The organism is Methylomarinovum caldicuralii (assembly GCF_033126985.1).
In the GTDB taxonomy this organism is placed as follows: Bacteria; Pseudomonadota; Gammaproteobacteria; order Methylococcales; family Methylothermaceae; genus Methylohalobius; species Methylohalobius caldicuralii.
The window spans coordinates 885,541-906,221 of the sequence record NZ_AP024714.1; the positions used below are offsets into that span (position 1 = coordinate 885,541).

Below are 20,681 nucleotides of genomic sequence, written 5' to 3' on the forward strand. Positions count from 1 at the left end.
CGCGAATTTTTGCTTGCGGCGTTATGGTAGTTCCTGTTCCAGAATGCGGCGCAGGTAGGCGCCGTATTCGTTCTTGTTGAGCTTCTCGGCTTGGCGGAGTAACTGCTCGGCGTCGATCCAGCCCTGGGCGTAGGCGATCTCCTCCGGGCAGCAGACCTTGAGCCCCTGGCGTTCCTCGATAGTCTGGATGAACTGGGAGGCCTGCATGAGCGATTCGTGGGTGCCGGTGTCGAGCCAGGCGATGCCGCGGCCGAGGCGTTCCAGGTGAAGCCGGCCTTGCTGCAGATAGCGGCGGTTGAGGTCGGTGATCTCCAGCTCCCCCCGGGCCGAGGGTTTGAGGGATTTGGCCAGCTCGCACACCTGGCCGTCATAGAAGTAGATGCCGGTGACCGCCCAGTGGGAGCGGGGGCGGTCCGGTTTTTCCTCCAGGCCGATCACCCGCCCGGCGTCATCGAATTCCGCCACCCCGTAGCGTTCGGGATCCTTGACCCAGTATCCGAACACCGTGGCCCCCTCGGTGCGTTCGCTGGTGCGCTGGAGCATGTCGGTGAGGCCGTGGCCGTAGAAGATGTTGTCCCCCAGCACCAGGCAGCTGGGATCGCCGGCGAGGAAGTCCTCGCCGATGACAAAGGCCTGGGCCAGTCCCTCCGGTTTGGGCTGGACTGCGTAATGCAGAGCGATCCCCCACTGGCTGCCGTCGCCGAGGAGGCGCTGGAACAGGGGGGCGTCGTGGGGGGTGGTGATGACCAGGATGTCGCGGATGCCCGCCAGCATCAGGGTGCCGAGGGGGTAGTAGATCATCGGCTTGTCGTACACCGGCAACAGCTGCTTGCTGACGGCGTAGGTGAGGGGATGGAGGCGGGTGCCGCTGCCGCCGGCGAGTATGATGCCCCGGCGCGTCATACCGCCACCCCCAGGCGCTCGCGGCGGTAGCTGCCGTCGCAGACCCGTTGGCACCAGTCGCGGTTGTCCAGGTACCAGCGCACCGTCTTTTCGATGCCGGAATCGAAGGTTTCCCGCGGGCTCCAGCCCAGCTCCCGTTTGATCTTGGAGGCGTCGATGGCATAGCGCAGGTCGTGGCCGGGGCGGTCGGCGACGAAGGTGATGAGGCGCTCGTGGGGGGCGCCCTCGGGATGCAGTTCGTCGAGGATGCGGCAAATGGTTCGCACCACCTCGATGTTCTTCTTCTCGTTGTTGCCGCCGATGTTGTACACCTCACCGGGCCTGCCGGCGGCCAGAACCCGCTCGATGGCGCAGCAGTGGTCCTCCACGTAGAGCCAGTCGCGCACGTTGAGTCCCTGGCCGTACACCGGCAGGGGCTTGCCCTCGAGGGCGTTGAGGATCATCAGCGGGATCAGCTTTTCCGGAAACTGGTAGGGACCGTAGTTGTTGGAGCAGTTGGTGGTCAGGGTCGGCAGGCCGTAGGTGTGGTGGTAGGCGCGCACCAGATGGTCGGAACCGGCCTTGGAGGCCGAGTAGGGGGAATTGGGCCGGTACGGGGTTTCTTCGGTGAACTTGCTGGTCTCCCCCAGGGAGCCGTAGACCTCGTCGGTGGAGACGTGCAGAAAGCGGAAGGCTTCCCGTTCGGCGGCCGGCAGTTCCCGCCAGTAGCCGCGGGCCGCCTCCAGCAGCTCGAAGGTGCCGACCACGTTGGTGTGAATGAAATCCCCCGGCGAGTCGATGGAGCGGTCCACGTGGCTTTCGGCGGCGAAGTTGATGATCGCCTGGGGGCGGTGCTCGGCCAGCAGCTGGCGGACCAATTCCCGGTCGCCGATGGAACCGTGGACGAAAATGTGGTCGGGGCCGTCCATCACCGGCGCCAGGGTGTCGAGGTTGCCGGCGTAGGTCAGGGCGTCGAGGTTGACGATGCGGGCGCGGCGCTCGCGGATCTGCTTCAAAACGAAGTTGCCACCGATGAAACCGGCGCCGCCGGTCACCAGCCAGGTGGGTCGGGTCATCTGCCTCTCCGGGTCATGAGTCCTTTGGACGGGTTGTAGCCCCAGATGGCCAGGGCCAGGAAAATGAACATGGTAACCAAAGTATAGAGGAAGGCATAGCGGTTGAACTGGCCGTAGAGGGCGAAGCGGATCAGCTCCACCCCCTGGGAGAAGGGATTGTAGCGGGCCAGGGTGGCCAGGAGCGGGCTGGATTCCTGCAGCCGCCACAGGGGATAGAGAGCGGTGGAGAGGAAGAACATGGGGAAGATGACGAAGTTCATCACCCCGGCGAAGTTCTCCAGCTGTTTGATGAACGACGACAGGAACATCCCCAACGCCCCCAGCATCAGGCCCACCAGCACCAGAGCCGGCAGCACTTCCAGATAACCGAGCAGCGGCGGCTGGATGTCGTAAAGATAGGCGATGGCCAGAAACACGTACGCCTGCAGGATGGACACGCAGGTGCTCGCCAGCAGCTTGCTCGACAGCAGATACCAGCGCGGCAGCGGGGCCACCAGCAGGATGCGCATGCTGCCCATCTCGCGGTCGTATACCATCGACAGGGAGCTTTGCATGCCGTTGAACAGCAGGATCATCCCCACCAGGCCGGGGGTGATGTACTCCTCGTAGAGGATGTAGGTCTGATACGGCGGGATGACGGCGATCCCCAAAGTGGAACGGAAGCCGGCGGCGAAGATGAACAGCCACACCAGGGGGCGCACCAGGGCGGCGACGAAGCGGCCGCGCTGGTGGAGGAAACGCAGCAGCTCGCGGCCGACGATGGCGTTCAGGGCCCGCAGGTAATGGAGCAGACGCATCAGGCCGTCTCCTCCGCCGTCAACACCTCGAACACCTCGGCCAAGGTGGTCACCTCCAGCCGCCGGATCACCTCGGTGACGATGCCGGTGGCGCGCACTTTGCCCCGATGCAGTACGATCAGCGCGTCGGAGGGTTCCACCTCGTCGATCAGGTGGGTGGCCCACAACACCCCCATGCCCTCGCGGGCCAGGCCGTGGACGTGCTCGACCAGCGCCATGCGGCTGGGAATATCCAGCCCCACCGTGGGCTCGTCCAGCAGCAGCAGGGCGGGGCAGTGGAGCAGGGCGCGGGCGATCTCAACCCGGCGGCGGTAACCGCCGCTGAGGGCCCGGACCTTGGTTTTGCGGTACTGGATCATCTCCAGCCGCTCCAGTTCGGCGGCGATGCGGCGGTCGGCCTCGCGCCGGCTCAGACCGTGGAGCGCGGCGTGGTAGCGCAGGTTCTGTGCCACGGTCAGGTCCAGGTCCAGAGTCGGTTGCTGGAACACCACCCCCAGGTGGGCCAGGGCCTGGCACGGCTGCCTGCGGTTGTCGTAGCCGGCGATGCGGATGGCGCCTGTGGGGCTGTCGAACAGCCGGGTGATGAGATTGAACAGGGTGGTCTTGCCGGCGCCGTTGGGCCCCAGCAGGATGGCGCAGCGGCCCGCCTCGACGCTGAAGGTGACATCGTCGAGGGCCTTTTGGGGACCGTAGGCGAAGCTGACGTGTTCGACTTCGAGGGCGGGTGTGGTCATGGCCGGACTGCCACCCCCCAGGGCCACTGTCCCACCGGAATCGACTTGATCGGTTTGAGCTTGCCGGTGTCGATCACGGTGACGTCGTGGCTGGCGCCGTTGGTGGTGAACAGCCGTTTGCCGTCGCTGGAGAAGGCCAGGTGCCAGACCCGCTTGCCGGTGATGAGATAATCGACCACTTCCAGCTTCTGGGCGTCGATCACCGCCACCCGGTTGGCCGGCCCCAGGGCGATGTAGCCGTAGCGGCGCCGGTCATCGATGATGACCCCCACCGGTTGCACCAGGGCCTGGGTGACGCCGGGGATCTGGAAGCGGATTTTCTTGACGATCGCCTTGCTTTCGGTGTCGATGATGGTCAGGGTGCTGCCGATCTCGGAGGTGACCCACAGCTGTTTGGAGTCGGCGGTGAAGGCGGCCGCTCGCGGGCGCGGGTCCACCAGGGTGTTGTGGACGATCTCCAGGCGCCGGGGGTCGATCCAGTGGGCCATGTTGGTGGTTTCCGAGGTGCTCACCACCCACTTGCCGTCGGGGCTGACGGCGATGCCTTCCGGCTCCACCCCCACAGGGATCGCCTTGATCACCTGCGCCGTCTCCAGGTCGATCACGGTGACCTGATTGTCGTCCTCGTTGGAGACGTACATGCGTTTGCCGTCCGGGGCGATGGCGAAGGTTTCCGGATCCTCGCCCGAGGGAAGATGGCCGATGACCCTGTAGGTTTCGGCATCGAGCACCTGGATGGTGTCGTCGTCGCTGGCGGCGACGTAGATTTTCTTGAAATCTGGGCTGAGCTTAATGTCGCGCGGCCGGCGGCCGATCTTGACGGTCTTTTTCAGCGCCAGGGCATCGCCGTCCACCACCGCCAGGGCGTTGTCCTTCTCCAGGGTGACTAGAACCGTGTCGGCGTGGACCAGGAAGGCGGCGGAAATGCACAGAATGGCGAGCATGATTTGCAACATGAGGTCAGTTCCTCGCTAAATGGCAACTGGATTCCCGTTCATCATAACCCAGGGTATCCAGCTCATCGACCGGATGCAGGAAACCCTCCAGCGGCGCCACTGCCACCACCGCCCGGGGGCCGGACAGCAGGATGGGCTGACGCAGCTGACCGTTCCAGCGGCGGAAGGATAACGGCCGGCCTTTGAAGCCGGCAAGGGCCAGCTGGTCGCTCAGGAGAAATTCCCGGATTTTGGCGAAATCGGCGCTCCGGGTGCGGGTAGCGGCCTCACCGATGGCCCGCACCGCCAGCCAGGCGGCATAGTCGCGGGGTTTCATCCGGCGGCCGGCGTGCTCGCGAAAGCGGTTCTGCAGCTGTACCGCGCCCCATTGTTCGTGGGCCGGATGCCAGGCGGTGGCCACCAGCCCCTGGGTGCCGGCCACCGGCCGCGGCAGCCAGGTGCGGTAGGGAAAGTAATCGCCGAACAGGCCGGCCTCGTCGGCCACCAGCAGGATGTCGTAATCGACTCCCTGGGTGAAGGTGGCCACCAGGGACTGGGCGGTGCGGCGGGCGTCGAAACCGTAGATCCAGGGCTTTTCGGCGACGATCTCCAGCCCGAAGCGCCTGGCGGTGCGCTTGAGGGCGGCGGCGAAGCGCTTGTCCTGCTCGCGGGTGCCGGGCACCAGGAACCATGCTTCCCAGCGCTTCTTCTTCAGGTACTGCCCCAGGGCGTCGGCGCGCATGGCGTGGCTGGGGAGGGTGTGGAGGACGTTGGCGCGGCACTGCTGATTGCGCAGGACGTCGTCGTAGGCGCCGGCATTGTACAATAGAACGTTTTCCGCCCCCTCCATGTCCGCCAGGGCCAGCAGATCGGCGGCGGGCAGGTTGACCACGATGTGGCGGTAGCCTTCCTTGAGCAGAAAATAGAGCGCCCGTTGCGGCTCCTCGTCCCGGCCGAGCACGGCGCCCAGCAGGCGGAAGCGCTGGCCGGTGAAACGGCCGGTGGTGTTGTTATCCTCGATGCCCAGTTCCGCTCCTCTGAGGCCCACATCGGCATAGACTGGCTCCAGGTTGGCGGTGGCGGGGCGGATGTCCTCCGGTTCCTTGCCGAGGAAGGCGATGTGGACGACGGCTTCGGCCTGAACGCCAAAGGCGAAAAGCAGTCCCAGCAGCAGGGTGGCGATCCGCGACATGAACCTAATCCCAGTGAAATGGTAGAGAATTATACCCCATCCCCCCCGCAGGTCTGGCTGCTGTGCGGCCACAAGGCCGGGGACAACGCCCAGCTTCTGGCCCTGGCGCGGGCCTTGGGCTGGCCTTACGAGATCAAACGCCTGACCTACCGCCCCTACGAACTGCTGGTGGGGCGCTTCGGCGCCACCCTGGCAGGCATCGACCGCCGCCGCAGCGATGCGCTCACCCCGCCCTGGCCCGACCTGGTGCTCACCGCCGGCCGCCGCAACGAGGCGGCCGCCCTATGGATCAGAAAACAGGCCGGCCGGCCGGTACGCATCGTTCACGTGGGACGGCCCTGGGCGCCGTTGGAGCGTTTTGACCTCATCGTCACCACCCCGCAGTATCGGCTCCCGCCCCGGGACAACGTCCTGGTCAACACCTTGCCGCTGCACGATCTGGATCAGGCAGCGCTGCAGCAGGAGGCCGAGCGCTGGCGTCCCCGCCTGCGGGTGCCGGGGCCGTTCGTCACCGTGCTGCTGGGGGGCGACAGCGGTCCGTATCTGTTCGATGCCGCCGCGGCCCGGCAGCTGGCCCGTCAGGTCAGTCAGTTGGCAGCGGCGCAGGGAGCCTCCTTGCTGGTGACCAGCAGCGCCCGCACGTCGGCGGAGGCTGTTTCCGCCTTCGAGGCAGCCGTGACGGTGCCGATGCAGCTGCACCGCTACGGACAGGGCGACAATCCCTACCGGGCTTTTCTGGGCCTGGCCGAGGCGGTCGTGGTCACTGGCGACAGCATCTCCATGATCACCGAAGCCTGCGCCAGCGGCAGGCCGGTGTTCCTCTTTCCCTTCGGCCATGGCCGCTGGGCGATGCGCCCGGATACCCCAATCCTCCCGCAATTGCCGTGGTGGCACCGCCGCCGGCTCAAAGCCTGGCGCAGCGATCTGGCCCTGCGATTGGCGCCGCAGCGCCTGCGCCGGGACATCCGCCCCATGCACCGGGCCCTGATTGACGGCGGTCACGCCGCCTGGCTCGGCGAGACGCTGCGTCATCCGTCGCCGCCGCTGCCGGATGAACTGGCACGGACGGCGGCGCGGGTGAAAGCCCTGCTGGCCTAGGCAGCCTGTTTCTGGGCCGCGCTGTCCCAGCCCAGCGGATGCCCTGGCGGCGGCGCCAGCGGCTCGATGCGTTCGAGGACTTCGAAGGCGTCGTGGCGCACGTGGTTGAGGGACATCTCCCGGCGGATGTCATCCTCGGTGACCAGGCCGTTTTCCAGGCACTCCTTCACCAGGCCGAAGAAATAGCGCTCGATGTTGGGATCGGGGTGGGGTTTGTAGTGGCCGAGGAAAGCGTACTCGCCGAACAGATGGCGGCGGGCGCGCAGGATCATCCCCCAGAGGTTCTTCTTCTCCGCCGGGCGGAAGTCCACCGGCAGGCCGGTTTTCCAGGGCTGGGTCTTGCGCTTGGTGGTGTGGAGCATCTTGGTCCTGGGGGTGAGGTGGTCGAAGTCGTTCCACGCGTCCTCGAACAGCTCGATGAGCGCGCGCGGCTCCAGCTTGAGGCAGATCCAGTCCATGTAATCGACCTCGAACTCGAACAGCTTGGCGACGGTTGCCTCCGGTTTCCAGTGGGTGAGCTTGGCGTTGTCGAGCAGCATCACGCTGCTGGCCAGACATCCCTCCTTGCCTTTCTTGCCGGTGCGGGGGCGGCACATGATGCCGGCGTCGCCCATGTCGCGGCTGAGCAGCTCCCACACGTCGCCGACGGCGAAGACGTCGGGATCGACCACCACGGCGCGGCCCTGATAGTTCATCAGCTGCGGCGGCATGAACCGCAGCGGCGTGAAGGACTGCAGGTCATCGTTGAGCCAGACCCGTCTCTGACCGTCACGCAGATATTCCTGGCCTTCGCGCTGGTGGAGCCAGGGATAATCCTTGTGATGGATGATCTCCACCTCGAACTTGTCGGCGTTGGGGGAGTTGCGCTTCATGCTGTAGGCGGCGACCACAGCACCGAGCCACTGCTTGTGATTGGTGTGGATGAAGACTTTGTGTTCCATGATGTTTCCTCGGCTGGGTGTCGAAGCGGAAATCATAATACCACGTGTTTTGAAAGGTTTAGGGGGTCACCCTGACCGGCCAGCCGCAGCGGCGGATGTCGGCGGCCAGTTCCTCCAGGATTTCCGCTGGCAGCCGCGACAGCCGGGACGCCTGCGGTTGCCGGGAGGGGCGGGCCAGGCCGTACAGAAGGACGCCCTCGAGGGGCAGGCCGCGGCGTTTGGCCTGCGCCAGCAGTTCCAGATAGGCCTGCCGTTCCTGCGGTGGGGGCGGATGGCCGTCGAGGGCGAACCAGCAGGTCTGGATCCAGACCGGGCACAGGCCGGCCGCCTGTTCCAGCCGTTCCAGGATCTGCGGCGGAGAAAGATGGATCTGGTTCACCTGGGCGATGCCGGCGCGCGTCGCCAGGTCGAGTTTGAACCACAGCACGCCTCCGGCCCGGCCCCAGCGCCCGAGTCCGCGCTGCACGGCGGGTTGGTGAATCCGGCTGCCGTTGCTGATGATGACCCGGGCCAGACCGGGCAATGGATAGTCCGTCAGGGTGGCCAGCACGGTGTCGATGGCGGCGTCGAAATCCTTGAGCGTGGTCGGCTCGCCGTTTCCGGAGATGGCGACGTCGCAGATCCTGCGGTGGGACGCGGGTACCTGGAAACGGCGGTAGAAGTCGCCGTGGACGATGCTGTCGAGCATGGCCTTAAGTTCACGCCGCAGGCGGGGGTGATCCAGGGGAGGGGCGGCGCCGCGGCTGAGTCCGGGGACCTGACAATAGATGCAGCGCCAGTTGCAGGCGCTGTTGGGATTGAAGTTGATGCCGATGGAGACCCCCCCGGCCCGGCGTGACACCACCGGATACACATAGGTGAATCCGGCGCTGTCGCGGCGGTGGTCGTCGATGCGCAGCGGAACGGCCATCACTCGGGGCTTAGGGGACGGGGAATCGCCTGTTCGTCGATGAAACGCCAGAAATCCAGATTGCCGTGTGCCTCGAAGGGAACGCGGATGTCGCGCAGCCAGTCGCGGCCGACGTTGAGGTGGCCGCGGATCTCGTATTCCAGCCCCTGATAGGTGCCGAGCTGGATCAGTTGCTGTAACAGCGCCGGGGTGCTGACGGTGGCCGCCAGGGTGATGTCGGCGCTGCCGAAGCCGGGAACGTGCACCGCCCGGTTGCTCAGCCCGCGCGCCAGCGGCTGGCCGTTGATGAGCACGTCGGCGGCCACGCCGTTGACGTCGAAGCCGTACTTGTTGGGGTTGTCGAGGCGCAGGGTGACCAGAAACTCCTGGGCCAGCAGATGGCCGCCGCGCAGACGCACGTCGGTGACCGTGACCCGGGGCTGTTCGAAGGTGGAAAGATTGGCGCAGGCGCTCAGCCCCAGCAACAGCAGCAGAATGATGAACGGGCGCATGGATGGAAGAAAAGCTGACGGTTGATCTGGAGGCATTCTAGCATACCCCCTCAGCCTTCGGCCTTGGCCTCGTGGTCGTAAAGTTCGGCGATCTCCTTGAGCCGGGCGACGGCCCTGCCGTTGATGGAATCGGGCGGATAGTTACCTTCCGCGTCCGGGGCGCCGGCCGGGCGGCCGATGAGGATCTCCAGGGCCTGATCCACGCAGGTGACCGGATAGAGATGGAAGCGGCCGGCAGCCACCGCCTCGATCACCTCGTCCTTGAGCACCAGATCGTCACAGTTGGCCCGGGGGAGTATGACCCCGTGACTGCCGTCGAGGCCGCGGGCGCGGCAGACCCGGAAAAAACCCTCGATCTTCTCGTTGACGCCGCCCACCGCCTGGACTTCGCCGTACTGGTTGAGGGAGCCGGTGACCGCCAGGCACTGGCGGATCGGCAGGTGGGTGAGGGCGGAGATCAGGGCGCTGACTTCCGCCAGGGCGGCGCTGTCGCCGTCGATGTAGCCGTAGGATTGCTCCAGGGCGATGTGGGCGGAGATGGCGAAGGGGAATTGCTGGGCGTATTTGGAGCCGAGATAGCCCGACAGGATCATCACCCCCTTGGAGTGGATCGACTGGCCCAGATTGACCTCGCGCTCGATATCGACGATGCCCTTGGAGCCGGGATAGACGGTGGCGGTGATCCGCGCCGGGGTGCCGAAGCTGAAGGTGCCGGTCTCGAACACCGTCAGGCCGTTGATCTGCCCCACCGCGCTGCCGGTGGTGGCGATGAGCAGGGTGCCGTCGAGGATCTCCTCCAGGATCACCTGCGCCAGCCTTCCCTCGCGTTCCTCCTCGGCGGCGACGGCCCGTTCCACGTGGACGGCGTCGATGTGGGGGGCCTGGTCCCGGGCGCGCCACCATTCCGACTCGGCCAGCAGGTCGCAGATTTCCGCCAGCCGAGCTGAGAGCTTGCGCTGGTTTTCCGCCAGCCGCGAGCTGAAATCCAGCAGCCGGGTCACCGCGGCGGCGGTGAGCGGGGCGGTTTGCAGCGCCTGGGTCTGGTGGGCGAGAAAGCGGGCAAAGGCGCGGACGGTGGCCGGGTCGCGGGGGAAATCGTCGTCGAAGTCGGCCAGGATCTTGAAAATCTCTCCGAATTCCGGATCCAGGGACTGAAGCAGCTCGTAATGTTCCCGCTCCCCGATCAGCACCACCTTGACCGCCAGGGGGATCGGTTCGGGGTTGAGGGTGGCCGGCAGCAGGGTGACCGGCTCGTTGAGGGCGCGTTCGATCACCAGCAGGCGGCGCCGCAGGGCCCGTTTCAGGGCCGGCCACACCAGGGGTTCGGCCAGCAGTTTGTCCGCCTCCACCAGCAGGAAGCCGTCGTTGGCCTGGTGCAGGGCGCCGGCGTAGATCATGCGGTGGTTGGTTTCGATCACCCCCTGTTCGGCGATGTACTCGATGTGGCCGAAGAGGTTGGCGAAGTTAGGATGGGGCTCGAAGATCACCGGCGCGCCGCCGTCGGCCGCGTGGGTGACCAGCAGGTTGGGGGCGTAGCTTTCCTGCAGCACGCTGCGCTTGTCTGCCTCGCTCAGCTGTTCGTTGCCGAGCTTTTCCTGGGCGGTCTGCTCCAGATCCCGGCGCAGGGCTTGGAAATAGCGTGCCAACCCTTCGATGTCGCGGTAGCGTTCCTCCAGCGGGCGCAGCAGCGGGTCGATGGCCTGACGGATGACTTCCTGATCGAGACGCCGCTGTTTCTCCGCCGCCTCCCGGCGCCACTGGGGCAGCTCGGCGAGAAGGTCGGCCAGATAGTCCTCCAGCTCGCTGACGGCCCGGTCGAAGGCTTCGCGCTCGGCCTCGGGCATCTGGGCGAACTGGGCGTCGTCCAGGGGGACGCCGTCCTTCAGAGGGGTGAAGGTGATCGAGTCGCCGTCGCGGAACACGGCGATGTTCTTCTCCAGCGCCTGCCGTTCCACCTGGCGGAGCGCCTGATCGTACTTTTGGTTGAATTCGCGCTCGATGCGGTGGCGGCGGCGCTGATAGGAAGGGCTCTCGAAGGCCGCCGGGAAGGTGTCCAGCAGCTTGTCGATCAAGTTGTCGATGGCAGCGGCCAGTTCCCGGCTGCGGCCGGCGGGCAGGGCGACCGCCAGGGGCTGGCGCGGGTCGTCGAAATTGTTGAGGTAGATCCAGTCATCGGGGGCAGGGCGCCGGCGGGCGGTTTCCTCCGTCAGGCTCCGGGCCAGGGTCAGGCGGCCGCTGCCGGTCTCTCCGGCGACGAAGGCGTGATAACCGCCCCGGTCCATGGCGATGGCGAAACGCAGCGCGGTCTCCGCCCGGGTCTGGCCCAGGATGCCTTCCAGGGGCTCCAGCTCGGCGGTGGTGGTGAAATCCAGGTCCGGCCGGGGCGGGCGCAGGGCGTCGGCCGGCAGGGTGGGGTGTTTGGGTGTGGTCATGGAGGCGGATTTCCTTTTCCCGGTATAATGGGCGCCATTTTGCAAATGGCGAATGGGCGCAATGGTGTTCTGGAAGATTATCGCCGCTTTCGTGCGGGGCGTCGATGGCTTGAGCGACTGGCTGGGGCGGACGGTGGCCTGGCTGTCCCTGGGAATGGTCGCGATCACCTTCCTGGTGGTGGTGCTGCGCTATGGCTTCGGGCTGGGGTGGATCGCCCTGCAGGAAAGCGTGGTCTATCTGCATGCGACCCTGTTTCTGCTCGCCGCCGCCTATACCCTGAAACACGACGCCCACGTGCGCGTCGATATCTTCTATCAGCGACTGGGGCCGGTGGGGCGGGCCTGGATCGACCTGCTCGGCACCTGGCTGCTGCTGGTGCCGGTGTGCGCTTTCATCGCCTGGATTTCCTGGGATTACGTGGCCGCCGCCTGGGCGGTGAAGGAAGCCTCACGCGAGGCCGGTGGCCTGCCGGCGGTGTTTCTGCTCAAGAGCCTGATTCCGCTGTTCGCCGTCCTGCTGGCGCTGCAGGGGCTGGCCCAGGGCTTCAAGGCCCTTGCGGTCATCGCCGGGCGGCCGCTGGAGGCGTGACGGCATGGCGCTGAGCGAGCATCATCTGGCCCTGGGGTTGTTCGCGGCGGTCTTCGTGGTCCTGCTGAGCGGTTATCCGGTGGCCTTCGCCCTCGGTGGCACGGCGCTGGCTTTCGCCGCTCTGGGCACCTGGCTGGATCTGTTCGACACCGCCTTCCTCGAGGCCCTGCCCAACCGGCTCTACGGCATCATGACCAACGAGACCCTGATGGCGGTGCCCCTGTTCGTGTTCATGGGGGTGGTGCTGGAGCGGGCCCGGATCGCCGAGGAGCTGCTCGACACCTTGGCGGCCCTGTTCGGGCGCCTGCGCGGCGGGTTGGGCATCGCCGTCACCCTGGTGGGAATGCTGATGGCCGCCAGCACCGGCATCGTCGGCGCCACGGTGGTGACCATGGGGCTGCTGTCGCTGCCGACGATGCTCAGGCGCGGTTACCATCCGGCCCTGGCCTGTGGCACCATCTGCGCTTCCGGGACCCTGGGGCAGATCATCCCCCCTTCCATCGTGCTGGTGCTGCTGGGGGACGTGATCTCCTCCGCCTACAGCCAAGCCCAGCTGGAGATGGGAGTGTTCGCCCCCAGGACCGTGTCGGTGGGGGACCTGTTCGCCGGCGCCCTGCTGCCGGGGCTGGTGCTGGTGGGGCTGTATCTGGTGTTCATCGTCGCCGTCGCCTGGCTTAAACCCCAGTGGATGCCGCCCCAGCCGGACGGTTTGCAGGACGGCCGTCTGCTGGTGCGGGTGTTGCGGGGCATGCTGCCGCCGCTGGTGCTGATCGTGCTGGTGCTCGGCTCGATTCTCGGTGGGCTGGCGACCCCCACCGAGGCGGCCGCCGTGGGCGCCGTGGGCGCGCTGGGGCTGGCGCTGCTGCGGCGGGAGCTGGATTCGGCCCGGCTGCGTGAAGTGATGCAGAGCACCGCCCGGGTCAGCAGCATGGTGTTCCTGATTCTAATCGGCGCGGCCCTGTTCTCCCTGGTGTTCCGCGGTTTCTACGGCGACGAGATAGTGGTGGAATGGCTCGCCGGCCTCCCCGGCGGGGCCTTCGGCGCCATGGTGGTGGTGATGGCGGTGATGTTCGCCCTGGGTTTCGTCCTCGATTTCATCGAGATCACCTTCGTGGTGGTGCCCATCGTCGGCCCGGTGCTGCTGACCCTGGGGCTGGACCCGGTGTGGCTGGGGGTGATGATCGCCCTCAACCTGCAGACCTCGTTCCTGACCCCGCCTTTCGGTTTCTCCCTGTTCTATCTGCGCGGGGTGGCACCACCGGCGGTGAAGACCGGTCAAATTTATCTGGGGGTGATGCCTTTCATCGCCCTGCAGCTGCTGTTGCTGGCCGGTCTGGCCCTGTGGCCGGCGCTGGCCACCTGGCTGCCGCAACAACTCTACGGAAACTGAACATGCGTATCGCTGCGTTGACGCTCCTCTGCCTCGTCGGTCTGGCCGCCTGCGGCCAGAAAGGCCCGCTGTATCTTCCCGAACCGGAACCCAAGCAAGAGGAATCCCGCTGAATGGACTTTTTCGATTACCGCGACGGCGAACTGTACGCCGAGGACGTGCCGGTCGCCGCCATCGCCGCCGAATATGGCACCCCGGCCTACGTCTATTCCCGCGCCACCCTGGAGCGGCACTGGCGCGCCTTCGATGCCGCCTTCGGCGGCCATCCCCATCTGATCTGCTACGCGGTCAAGGCCAATTCCAACCTGGCGGTGCTCAATCTGCTCGCCCGCCTCGGTTCCGGTTTCGACATCGTCTCGGTGGGGGAGCTGGAGCGGGTGCTCAGGGCGGGGGGGGATCCGGCCAAGGTAGTGTTCTCCGGCGTCGGCAAGCGCGAGGACGAGCTGCGCCTGGCCCTGGAGGTGGGCATCCGCTGCTTCAACGTCGAGGTGCCGCAGGAACTGGACCGTCTGGAACGACTGGCGGAGGAGATGGGGGTCAGGGCACCGGTGTCGCTGCGGGTTAATCCCGACGTGGACGCCCGCACCCACCCCTACATCGCCACCGGGCTGAAGGAGAACAAGTTCGGCATCGATGTGGCCGAAGCGCCGGACCTCTACCGCCGCATTGCCGACTCTTCCCATCTGGAGGTCGAAGGTATCGACTGCCACATCGGTTCCCAGCTGACCCATGTCGAACCGTTCCTCGACGCCCTCGACCGGGTCCTGGAGCTGGCCGAGGGGCTGGCGGCCGAAGGTATCACCCTGCGCCATCTCGATCTGGGCGGCGGTCTGGGCATCCGCTACCACGACGAAAACCCACCGCTGCCGGCGGAATACGTTGCCGCCCTGCTGGAGCGGCTCGGCGGCCGCGACTGGGAGATCCTGCTGGAGCCGGGGCGGGCCATCGCCGGCAACGCCGGTATCCTGGTGACCCGGGTGGAGTATCTCAAGCGCACCCCGGCCAAGTGGTTTGCCATCGTCGATGCCGCCATGAACGATCTGCTGCGCCCGGCCCTGTACGACGCCTGGCAGGAGATCGTGCCGGTACGCCCCCGCGATGACATTCCGGTGCGGGAATACGACATCGTCGGGCCGGTGTGCGAAACCGGCGATTTCCTCGGCCGCGGCCGCCACCTGGCGCTGGGCGAAGGCGATCTGCTTGCGGTTCGCTCCGCCGGGGCCTATGGTTTTACCATGAGCTCCAATTACAATTCCCGGCCGCGGCCGCCGGAGATCCTGGTCGATGGCGGCCGGCTCCATCTGGCGCGGCGGCGGGAAACGCTGGAAGACTTGTGGCGCGGGGAACAGGTGCTGCCGTGAAGCTGAAATTCACCAAGATGCACGGCCTCGGCAACGATTTCGTGGTCATCGACGCTGTCAGCCAGCCCGTCGCCCTCGATACCGCCACGATACGCCGGCTGGCGGACCGCCATTTCGGCGTTGGCTGCGATCAGGTGCTGGTGGTGGAACCGCCCCCCGGCCCGGAAGCCGATTTCCGCTACCGGATCTTCAACGCCGACGGCTCCGAAGTGGCCCAGTGCGGCAACGGGGCCCGCTGTTTTGCCCGTTTCGTGCGCGAAAAGGGGCTGATCGACCGGGACGTGATCCGGGTGGTGACCGCCGCAGGGGCGATGACGCTGACGCTGGTGGGCGAGGATCGGGTCCGGGTCAACATGGGGGTGCCGAACTTCGACCCGGCGGCGATCCCCCTGGCGGTGCACGAGGAGATGCCGGAATATCAGGTTTCCGTCGCCGGTCACGACGTGATCTTCGGGGCGGTTTCCCTGGGAAATCCCCATGCGGTGATCGTGGTCCCGTCGGTGGAAAAGGCGCCGGTAGCGGCCGTGGGGGCGGCGTTGCAGCAGCATCCCCTGTTTCCCGAGCGGGTCAACGTGGGTTTCATGGAAATCGTTTCCCCCGGGAAAGTCAGGCTGCGGGTGTACGAACGCGGCAGTGGGGAAACTCTGGCCTGTGGCAGCGGCGCCTGCGCGGCCGCCGTGGTCGGCATCGACCAGGGGCGGTTGCGTTCGCCGGTCACGGTGGCCCTGCCGGGCGGGGAATTGACAGTCGAGTGGCAGGGGCGGGGGGAGCCGGTCTGGATGACGGGGCCGGCGGAATCTGTCTTCGAGGGTGAAATTGAATTATGACCCGGGAACCGTGTGAGCCGTTGCCCCGCGACCGGTTGGGGGATACCGAGATCGCAGCTTGGCTACTCGACCATCCGGAGTTTTTCGTCGCGCACGAATGGCTGCTGGAGAACCTGAGCATCCCCCACGATTGCGGCGAGGCGGTGTCCCTGATCGAGCGTCAGGTGGCGCTGCTGCGCCAGACCAATCAGGAGCTGTGCCGTCAGATCGAACACCTGGTGCACGTGGCGCGTTTCAACGACGCCCTGTTGGGACACATGCACGCCCTGACCCTGGCATTGCTGCAGACGGACGAGGTGGCCGAGATCCTGGCCACGGTGGAAACCACCCTGCGGGAACGTTTCGGCGTCGAATGGGTGACGTTACGGGTTTTGACCGCGCGCGAGGCCGCCTGCCAGGACGAGGTGTTCGCCGACCCCCAGGAGGCGGCGGCCTTTGCGGCATTGCAGCGTCATCGGGAGGTCTACGTCGGTCCCCCGGACGAGCGTGAACTGTCCCTGCTGTTCCCTAAGCAGACCGCGATCCGTTCCTGGGCCCTGGTGCCGTTCGACCAGCCTCTGTTCCAGGGCGTGCTCGCCCTCGGCAGCCGGGATGTGGACCGTTTCCACCCGGATTTGGGCCGGCTGTTCCTGACCCGCCTGGGGGAACTGATCGGCACCCGTCTGAATGCGCTGCTGCAGGCGCGGGTGGCGCCATGACCCCGACGCTGGAGACGGCGCTCGACGCTTATCTACGGCAGTTGCGCGATCAGCGCCGGATTTCCCCCCATACTCTGGATGCCTACCGCCGCGACCTGACCCGGATCGCCTGCTTTTTCCAGGCGCGCGGGGTGACGGACTGGGGGCAGGTGGACGAGACCGCGATCCGCTTGTATCTGCGTCAGCGCCATGAGGCTGGCGTGGGGCCTGCCACCTTGCAACGGGAGCTGGCGGCCCTGCGTGGCCTGCTGAACCATCTGCTGCGTCTGCGGCGGCTCGAAGACAATCCGGCGGCGCGGGTCCGGGCGCCCAAAAAGGCACGCAAGCTGCCCGGGGTGCTGTCGGTGGATGAGGTCGCGGCATTGGTCGAGGCCGAAGCGGTCACCCCGCTGGAGCGCCGCGACCGGGCGATGTGGGAGCTGTTCTATTCCTCCGGCCTGCGCCTGGGGGAACTGGTGGCGCTCGACTGTAGCGATCTGGATCTGGCCGGGGGCGAGGTGCGGGTGCGGCATGGCAAGGGCGGCAAGGAGCGGTTGGTGCCGGTCGGACTCTGTGCCCGTCGGGCGCTGCAGCATTGGCTGGGGATCCGGCCGCGGCTGGCGGCGGCGGACGAGGCAGCGTTGTTCGTCAACCGCTTCGGCCAGCGTCTGGGGCGCCGGGGAGTCCAGCAGCGGCTGGCCCAGTGGGCCCGGCGTCTGGGTTTTCAGCAGCCGCTTCATCCCCATCTGCTGCGCCACAGCTTCGCCAGCCATCTGCTTGAGAGCAGCGGGGATTTGCGCGCGGTTCAGGAACTGTTGGGTCACGCCGACATCGCCACCACCCAGATCTACACCCATCTGGATTTCCAGCAGCTGGCCTCGGTTTACGATCGTGCCCATCCGCGAGCAAAACGGCGCCATTGACGGTCCAAATTTGCTAATCTATCCATCATTTGATCGATGAGGTTCCTGTGATGGTCTCGCCACACGCATCCACAGAATCCGAAGCGCATCTCGAAGCGGAGGAAGTCCTCGACGCCGAGGAGGCGCAGCGCAAGCGGCGCATCTGGACCCTGGTCGGCATCGTTGCTTCGACCCTGCTGTTGTTTACGGGTCTGGGTTGGTACTGGACCCTGCAGTGTTACAGTCCCGAAACCTACGACGTGACCGAGATTGCGCTCAAGGAAACCGGGCTGACCGATCCCAAGAAGCTTCCCGTTGGGGCCCGGACCACGGCGGTGCTGATCCACAACATGGATTACCTGCTGCACAAGTCCGGCGGTTACCTCAGCAACGACGTCACCCCGCCGAGCATCTTCCTCGACAACATGCCCAATTGGGAGTTCGGCGTCGTGGTCGCCTCCCGCGACCTGGCCACCGCCCTCCGCAACCACTTGTCCCGGGCCCAGTCCCAGTCCCAGGAGGACAAGGATCTGGCCATCGGTGAGCCCTACTATTACTTCGAAACCGATTCCTGGATTCTGCCGGCGAGCGAAAATCAATATCAAAAAGGCATCGATGCCTTCCGGCGTTATCTCGCTCGGCTGAGGGAGGGCAAGGCCCCCTTCTATCCCCGCGCCGACAACCTGACCCAGTACGTGATGATTCTGGAAAAGCGCCTCGGGAGCTACACCCAGCGCCTGAGCGCGAGCAGCTCGGTCCACCAGGAAACGGCGCTCATCGTGCGCGGCAAGCCCTCCACCGCCTTCAAGCCGATGGAACGCACCCCGTGGCTGCTGGTGGATGACAATTTCTACGAAGCCCGCGGTTATGCCTGGGCTCTGCTTCACGTCATGGAGGCGATCGAAAACGACTTCCATAACATTCTCCAGATGAAGGCGGCGGAAACGCCGGTGCATCAGATCATCCGCGAGCTGGAGGCGACCCAGGCGCCGATTCTCAGCCCGGTGGTCCTCAACGGCAGCGGATTCGGCATCTTCGCCAACTATTCGCTGACGTTGGCGACCTATATCGCCCATGCCAACGCGGCCCTCATCGATCTGCGCGATCTGTTGAGCATCTGACCATGCAAGTGCCTCCCCTCGATCCGGAGATCCAGCGCCATATCAAGGCCCCCAATACTTGGCAGCGGATTTTCTTCATGGCGGTATTCGCCTTCATCCTCGGTTTTGTCCGCATGTTGCTATGGGCGGTCGTGCTGTTCCAGGTGGCCAGCAAGCTGCTGACGGGCCAGGACAACCCCCACGCACGGCAGCTGGGGGCGACGCTGGCGGTCTACGTCTATCAAATCCTGCTGTTTCTGACCTTCAACACCGAGCAGATGCCGTTTCCCTTCGCAGAACTGGAGGGGATGGGGCGATTGCCTTCCGGCAAACAGCGCGCACCCCGGTAGGATTTTTCTTACGCGACGTGAATAAAGGCGTCTCCATGGATGTCTTTGTTTTCTCTATTTGTACAAAGGTTTGGCGGCGAAAATTTTTACGCCGGTCAAGTCTTGACAAGACCCTAGCCGATGCTAGACTGGCGGATACCGAAGGAAGGAGGTCACCTGCGGGCTTTAGGGGTTTGCAGGTGGAGCGTTTAGGGATGGAGCGAAACCCAACGAAAAACTTGATTGAGTGAACTTAAGGAGGTAACTCAATGGCTGCAACGACTCAAGCTGTTGGCGCAGAGCAGGAAGCCCCCCTTGTGCACAAGGGCTGGCTTGCTTTTGCGATCGGCATTTACACCGTGTTTTATATGTGGGTCCGGTGGTACGAAGGGGTTTACGGCTGGAGTGCCGGTCTGGACTCTTTTGCACCGGAATTTGAAACTTACTGGATGAACTTCCTGTACACGGAGATTGTGGCTGAGGTGGTCACTGCCTCGGTGCTGTGGGGTTATCTGTGGCGGACCCGTGACCGCAATCTTGAAGCGGTGGAAGGGACCCGTGAAGAGCTGCGCCGCAACTTCACCCACCTGATCTGGCTGGTGGCCTATGCGTGGGCGATTTACTGGGGAGCGAGCTACTTCACCGAACAGGACGGCACCTGGCACCAGACCATCGTTCGTGACACGGACTTCACGCCGAGCCACATTATCGAGTTCTATCTGAGCTACCCGATCTACATCATCACCGGGTTTGCGGCGATGATTTATGCGCACACCCGTCTTCCGTACTTCAACTATCAGAAGAAGGGTCTGTCGCTGCCGTACCTGATCACGGTGGTGGGGCCGTTCATGATTTTGCCGAACGTGGGTCTGAACGAATGGGGTCACACCTTCTGGTTCATGGAAGAGCTGTTTGTGGCGCCGCTGCACTATGGCTTTGTGGTGTTTGGCTGGTTTGCGCTGTCGATTCTGGGGCTGCTGCTGCAGGTTTTTGCCAGCTTCCTGAATCTGATTGGCAAGCCGCTGTGCGGTGAGGTCTACGACGAAGCGGTTGCCCGCGTCGGCGAAGACCAGGCTCAGTGGGCCGAATGAGGTCCGACTGGGTTGCAAAATCCCTGAAGGACTTGAAATGAGGGAGGCCGCCGGGGCGCCGGCGGTCCCCCTGCCAGGGAGGCGAAGAGAAGCCGACTTTGAGAGTTGGTGGTAAAGCAACAACAAGCGACTTTGGAGGTAAATAATGAGCACTGCTGAATCTGTTGTTCGGTCACATGCCGAAGCAGTTCAGGCCTCCAGGTGGGTAGACTACCTGGGCCTGTTCATCCTGTTTATGGTACTGACCGGTTCCTACCACATCCATGGCATGCTGACCATGGGTGACTGGGACTTCTGGGCCGACTGGAAAGACCGTCGTCTGTGGGTGACGGTGTATCCGATCGTCATGATCACCTTCCCGGCGGCGGTACAGGCCGTACTGTGGGAACGCCTGCGTCTGCCCTGGGGCGCCACGGTGTGCATTCTGGGGATTCTGTTCGGCGAATGGGTCAACCGCTACTTCAACTTCTGGGGTTGGACCTACTTCCCGATCAACTTCGTGTTCCCGACCGCCGCGGTCCACATGGCGATCTTCCTTGACGTGGTGCTGATGCTGTCCAGCAGCTACCTGTTAACCGCCGTGATCGGTGGTCTGGGCTGGGGTCTGTTGATGTACCCGGGCAACTGGCCGATCATTGGCCCGCTGCACGTGCCGGTGGAATACAACGGCATGCTGATGTCGATTGCCGACATTCAGGGCTACCACTATGTGCGTACCGGTACCCCGGAATACATCCGCATGGTGGAAAAGGGCACCCTGCGTACCTTCGGTAAGGACGTGGTTCCGGTGTCTGCCTTCTTCTCCGGCTTCATGTCCATTCTGATCTACTTCATGTGGCACTTTGTGGGCCGCTGGTTCGGCACCGTGAAATTCGTCAAGAAGACCTGATGAATTTTGCGCGCATCGACATCGACAGACACATCTGA

Annotated in this window: 22 protein-coding genes; 12 read left to right on the plus strand and 10 right to left on the minus strand. The window is 65.1% G+C overall.

The genetic code is table 11. The annotated features are described in order from the left end of the window. Positions 1–21: 21 nt before the first annotated feature. The 6 genes from rfbA to MCIT9_RS04715 are packed head-to-tail and all read right to left on the minus strand — an operon-like array spanning position 22 to position 5,616. The gene (rfbA, locus tag MCIT9_RS04690; RefSeq protein ID WP_317706256.1) at positions 22–903 is read right to left on the minus strand and encodes a glucose-1-phosphate thymidylyltransferase RfbA; all 882 of its coding nucleotides are present in this window, start codon (positions 901–903) and stop codon (positions 22–24) included. Further along, positions 900–1,958: a dTDP-glucose 4,6-dehydratase gene (gene rfbB, locus MCIT9_RS04695; protein WP_317706257.1), complete on the minus strand. Its 1,059-nt coding sequence runs from the start codon at positions 1,956–1,958 to the stop codon at positions 900–902. The genes rfbA and rfbB overlap by 4 nt, the downstream gene beginning before the upstream one ends. Next, entirely contained in the window at positions 1,955–2,755 is an 801-nt protein-coding gene (locus tag MCIT9_RS04700; RefSeq protein ID WP_317706258.1) for an ABC transporter permease, read from the minus strand. Before MCIT9_RS04700 ends, rfbB begins: the two co-directional genes overlap by 4 nt. Beyond that, the gene (locus MCIT9_RS04705; protein WP_317706259.1) at positions 2,755–3,489 is read right to left on the minus strand and encodes an ABC transporter ATP-binding protein; all 735 of its coding nucleotides are present in this window, start codon (positions 3,487–3,489) and stop codon (positions 2,755–2,757) included. The genes MCIT9_RS04700 and MCIT9_RS04705 overlap by 1 nt, the downstream gene beginning before the upstream one ends. Beyond that, entirely contained in the window at positions 3,486–4,445 is a 960-nt protein-coding gene (locus tag MCIT9_RS04710; protein ID WP_317706260.1) for a PQQ-dependent catabolism-associated beta-propeller protein, read from the minus strand. Before MCIT9_RS04710 ends, MCIT9_RS04705 begins: the two co-directional genes overlap by 4 nt. 4 nt (positions 4,446–4,449) lie before the next feature. Then, on the minus strand, positions 4,450–5,616 hold the full coding sequence (locus tag MCIT9_RS04715) for an ABC transporter substrate-binding protein (protein WP_317706261.1): 1,167 nt from the start codon (positions 5,614–5,616) through the stop codon (positions 4,450–4,452). Positions 5,617–5,634: 18 nt separating this feature from the next. Between MCIT9_RS04715 and MCIT9_RS04720 the strand changes: the two genes are divergently transcribed. After that, the gene (locus tag MCIT9_RS04720) at positions 5,635–6,714 is read left to right on the plus strand and encodes a mitochondrial fission ELM1 family protein (RefSeq protein WP_317706262.1); all 1,080 of its coding nucleotides are present in this window, start codon (positions 5,635–5,637) and stop codon (positions 6,712–6,714) included. Here MCIT9_RS04720 and MCIT9_RS04725 read toward each other — a convergent pair. The 4 genes from MCIT9_RS04725 to MCIT9_RS04740 are packed head-to-tail and all read right to left on the minus strand — an operon-like array spanning position 6,711 to position 11,488. Then, positions 6,711–7,655 carry a hypothetical protein gene (locus MCIT9_RS04725; RefSeq protein WP_317706263.1) on the minus strand — a complete coding sequence of 315 codons (945 nt, stop codon included), beginning with the start codon at positions 7,653–7,655 and terminating at the stop codon, positions 6,711–6,713. The genes MCIT9_RS04720 and MCIT9_RS04725 overlap by 4 nt on opposite strands. A gap of 58 nt (positions 7,656–7,713) precedes the next feature. Beyond that, positions 7,714–8,565: a radical SAM protein gene (locus MCIT9_RS04730; protein ID WP_317706264.1), complete on the minus strand. Its 852-nt coding sequence runs from the start codon at positions 8,563–8,565 to the stop codon at positions 7,714–7,716. Next, on the minus strand, positions 8,565–9,056 hold the full coding sequence (locus MCIT9_RS04735; protein WP_317706265.1) for an LEA/WHy family protein: 492 nt from the start codon (positions 9,054–9,056) through the stop codon (positions 8,565–8,567). Before MCIT9_RS04735 ends, MCIT9_RS04730 begins: the two co-directional genes overlap by 1 nt. A 50-nt stretch (positions 9,057–9,106) precedes the next feature. After that, on the minus strand, positions 9,107–11,488 hold the full coding sequence (locus tag MCIT9_RS04740) for a Lon protease family protein (RefSeq protein WP_317706266.1): 2,382 nt from the start codon (positions 11,486–11,488) through the stop codon (positions 9,107–9,109). A gap of 52 nt (positions 11,489–11,540) precedes the next feature. On the opposite strand from MCIT9_RS04740, the gene MCIT9_RS04745 reads away from it, so the two are divergent. The 11 genes from MCIT9_RS04745 (at position 11,541) to amoA (ending at position 20,643) form a co-directional block, all read left to right on the plus strand. Beyond that, positions 11,541–12,077, plus strand: coding sequence for a TRAP transporter small permease subunit (locus tag MCIT9_RS04745; protein WP_317706267.1), 537 nt, complete (start codon positions 11,541–11,543; stop codon positions 12,075–12,077). A gap of 4 nt (positions 12,078–12,081) precedes the next feature. Further along, positions 12,082–13,467, plus strand: a complete 1,386-nt coding sequence (locus tag MCIT9_RS04750; protein WP_317706268.1) for a TRAP transporter large permease — start codon at positions 12,082–12,084, stop codon at positions 13,465–13,467. Between the two features lie 2 nt (positions 13,468–13,469). Next, positions 13,470–13,580 (plus strand): LPS translocon maturation chaperone LptM, encoded by a 111-nt coding sequence (gene lptM, locus MCIT9_RS04755; RefSeq protein ID WP_317706269.1) that lies wholly within the window; start codon positions 13,470–13,472, stop codon positions 13,578–13,580. After that, entirely contained in the window at positions 13,581–14,828 is a 1,248-nt protein-coding gene (lysA, locus tag MCIT9_RS04760) for a diaminopimelate decarboxylase (protein ID WP_317706270.1), read from the plus strand. A 17-nt stretch (positions 14,829–14,845) separates the two neighbouring features. Next, a complete protein-coding gene (gene dapF / locus MCIT9_RS04765) occupies positions 14,846–15,655 on the plus strand; it encodes a diaminopimelate epimerase (RefSeq protein WP_317706696.1) in 810 nt (269 codons plus the stop codon). After that, positions 15,652–16,353, plus strand: coding sequence for a DUF484 family protein (locus MCIT9_RS04770; RefSeq protein ID WP_317706271.1), 702 nt, complete (start codon positions 15,652–15,654; stop codon positions 16,351–16,353). Before dapF ends, MCIT9_RS04770 begins: the two co-directional genes overlap by 4 nt. Then, complete coding sequence (gene xerC / locus MCIT9_RS04775) at positions 16,350–17,255, plus strand: tyrosine recombinase XerC (protein WP_479724334.1); 906 nt, start codon at positions 16,350–16,352, stop codon at positions 17,253–17,255. Before MCIT9_RS04770 ends, xerC begins: the two co-directional genes overlap by 4 nt. Positions 17,256–17,305: 50 nt before the next feature. After that, on the plus strand, positions 17,306–18,355 hold the full coding sequence (locus tag MCIT9_RS04780; RefSeq protein WP_317706272.1) for a DUF2333 family protein: 1,050 nt from the start codon (positions 17,306–17,308) through the stop codon (positions 18,353–18,355). Positions 18,356–18,357: 2 nt separating this feature from the next. Next, positions 18,358–18,684 (plus strand): DUF4389 domain-containing protein, encoded by a 327-nt coding sequence (locus MCIT9_RS04785; protein WP_317706273.1) that lies wholly within the window; start codon positions 18,358–18,360, stop codon positions 18,682–18,684. Positions 18,685–18,932: 248 nt separating this feature from the next. Beyond that, positions 18,933–19,754, plus strand: a complete 822-nt coding sequence (gene amoC, locus MCIT9_RS04790) for a bacterial ammonia monooxygenase, subunit AmoC (RefSeq protein ID WP_317705823.1) — start codon at positions 18,933–18,935, stop codon at positions 19,752–19,754. Between the two features lie 145 nt (positions 19,755–19,899). Beyond that, positions 19,900–20,643 carry a bacterial ammonia monooxygenase, subunit AmoA gene (gene amoA, locus MCIT9_RS04795; protein ID WP_317706274.1) on the plus strand — a complete coding sequence of 248 codons (744 nt, stop codon included), beginning with the start codon at positions 19,900–19,902 and terminating at the stop codon, positions 20,641–20,643. Positions 20,644–20,681 lie beyond the last annotated feature (38 nt).

Coding starts and splice junctions, on each gene's coding strand:
- MCIT9_RS04785 (WP_317706273.1), top strand. CDS start 18,358: ATGCAAGTGCCTCCCCTCGATCCGGAGATCCAGCGCCATATCAAGGCC.
- MCIT9_RS04735 (WP_317706265.1), bottom strand. CDS start 9,056: ATGCGCCCGTTCATCATTCTGCTGCTGTTGCTGGGGCTGAGCGCCTGC.
- MCIT9_RS04700 (WP_317706258.1), bottom strand. CDS start 2,755: ATGCGTCTGCTCCATTACCTGCGGGCCCTGAACGCCATCGTCGGCCGC.
- xerC (WP_479724334.1), top strand. CDS start 16,350: ATGACCCCGACGCTGGAGACGGCGCTCGACGCTTATCTACGGCAGTTG.
- MCIT9_RS04725 (WP_317706263.1), bottom strand. CDS start 7,655: ATGGAACACAAAGTCTTCATCCACACCAATCACAAGCAGTGGCTCGGT.
- MCIT9_RS04710 (WP_317706260.1), bottom strand. CDS start 4,445: ATGTTGCAAATCATGCTCGCCATTCTGTGCATTTCCGCCGCCTTCCTG.
- amoC (WP_317705823.1), top strand. CDS start 18,933: ATGGCTGCAACGACTCAAGCTGTTGGCGCAGAGCAGGAAGCCCCCCTT.
- MCIT9_RS04705 (WP_317706259.1), bottom strand. CDS start 3,489: ATGACCACACCCGCCCTCGAAGTCGAACACGTCAGCTTCGCCTACGGT.
- MCIT9_RS04715 (WP_317706261.1), bottom strand. CDS start 5,616: ATGTCGCGGATCGCCACCCTGCTGCTGGGACTGCTTTTCGCCTTTGGC.
- rfbB (WP_317706257.1), bottom strand. CDS start 1,958: ATGACCCGACCCACCTGGCTGGTGACCGGCGGCGCCGGTTTCATCGGT.
- amoA (WP_317706274.1), top strand. CDS start 19,900: ATGAGCACTGCTGAATCTGTTGTTCGGTCACATGCCGAAGCAGTTCAG.
- dapF (WP_317706696.1), top strand. CDS start 14,846: ATGCACGGCCTCGGCAACGATTTCGTGGTCATCGACGCTGTCAGCCAG.
- MCIT9_RS04730 (WP_317706264.1), bottom strand. CDS start 8,565: ATGGCCGTTCCGCTGCGCATCGACGACCACCGCCGCGACAGCGCCGGA.
- MCIT9_RS04770 (WP_317706271.1), top strand. CDS start 15,652: ATGACCCGGGAACCGTGTGAGCCGTTGCCCCGCGACCGGTTGGGGGAT.
- lptM (WP_317706269.1), top strand. CDS start 13,470: ATGCGTATCGCTGCGTTGACGCTCCTCTGCCTCGTCGGTCTGGCCGCC.
- MCIT9_RS04780 (WP_317706272.1), top strand. CDS start 17,306: ATGGTCTCGCCACACGCATCCACAGAATCCGAAGCGCATCTCGAAGCG.
- rfbA (WP_317706256.1), bottom strand. CDS start 903: ATGACGCGCCGGGGCATCATACTCGCCGGCGGCAGCGGCACCCGCCTC.
- MCIT9_RS04750 (WP_317706268.1), top strand. CDS start 12,082: ATGGCGCTGAGCGAGCATCATCTGGCCCTGGGGTTGTTCGCGGCGGTC.
- lysA (WP_317706270.1), top strand. CDS start 13,581: ATGGACTTTTTCGATTACCGCGACGGCGAACTGTACGCCGAGGACGTG.
- MCIT9_RS04745 (WP_317706267.1), top strand. CDS start 11,541: ATGGGCGCAATGGTGTTCTGGAAGATTATCGCCGCTTTCGTGCGGGGC.
- MCIT9_RS04720 (WP_317706262.1), top strand. CDS start 5,635: ATGGTAGAGAATTATACCCCATCCCCCCCGCAGGTCTGGCTGCTGTGC.
- MCIT9_RS04740 (WP_317706266.1), bottom strand. CDS start 11,488: ATGACCACACCCAAACACCCCACCCTGCCGGCCGACGCCCTGCGCCCG.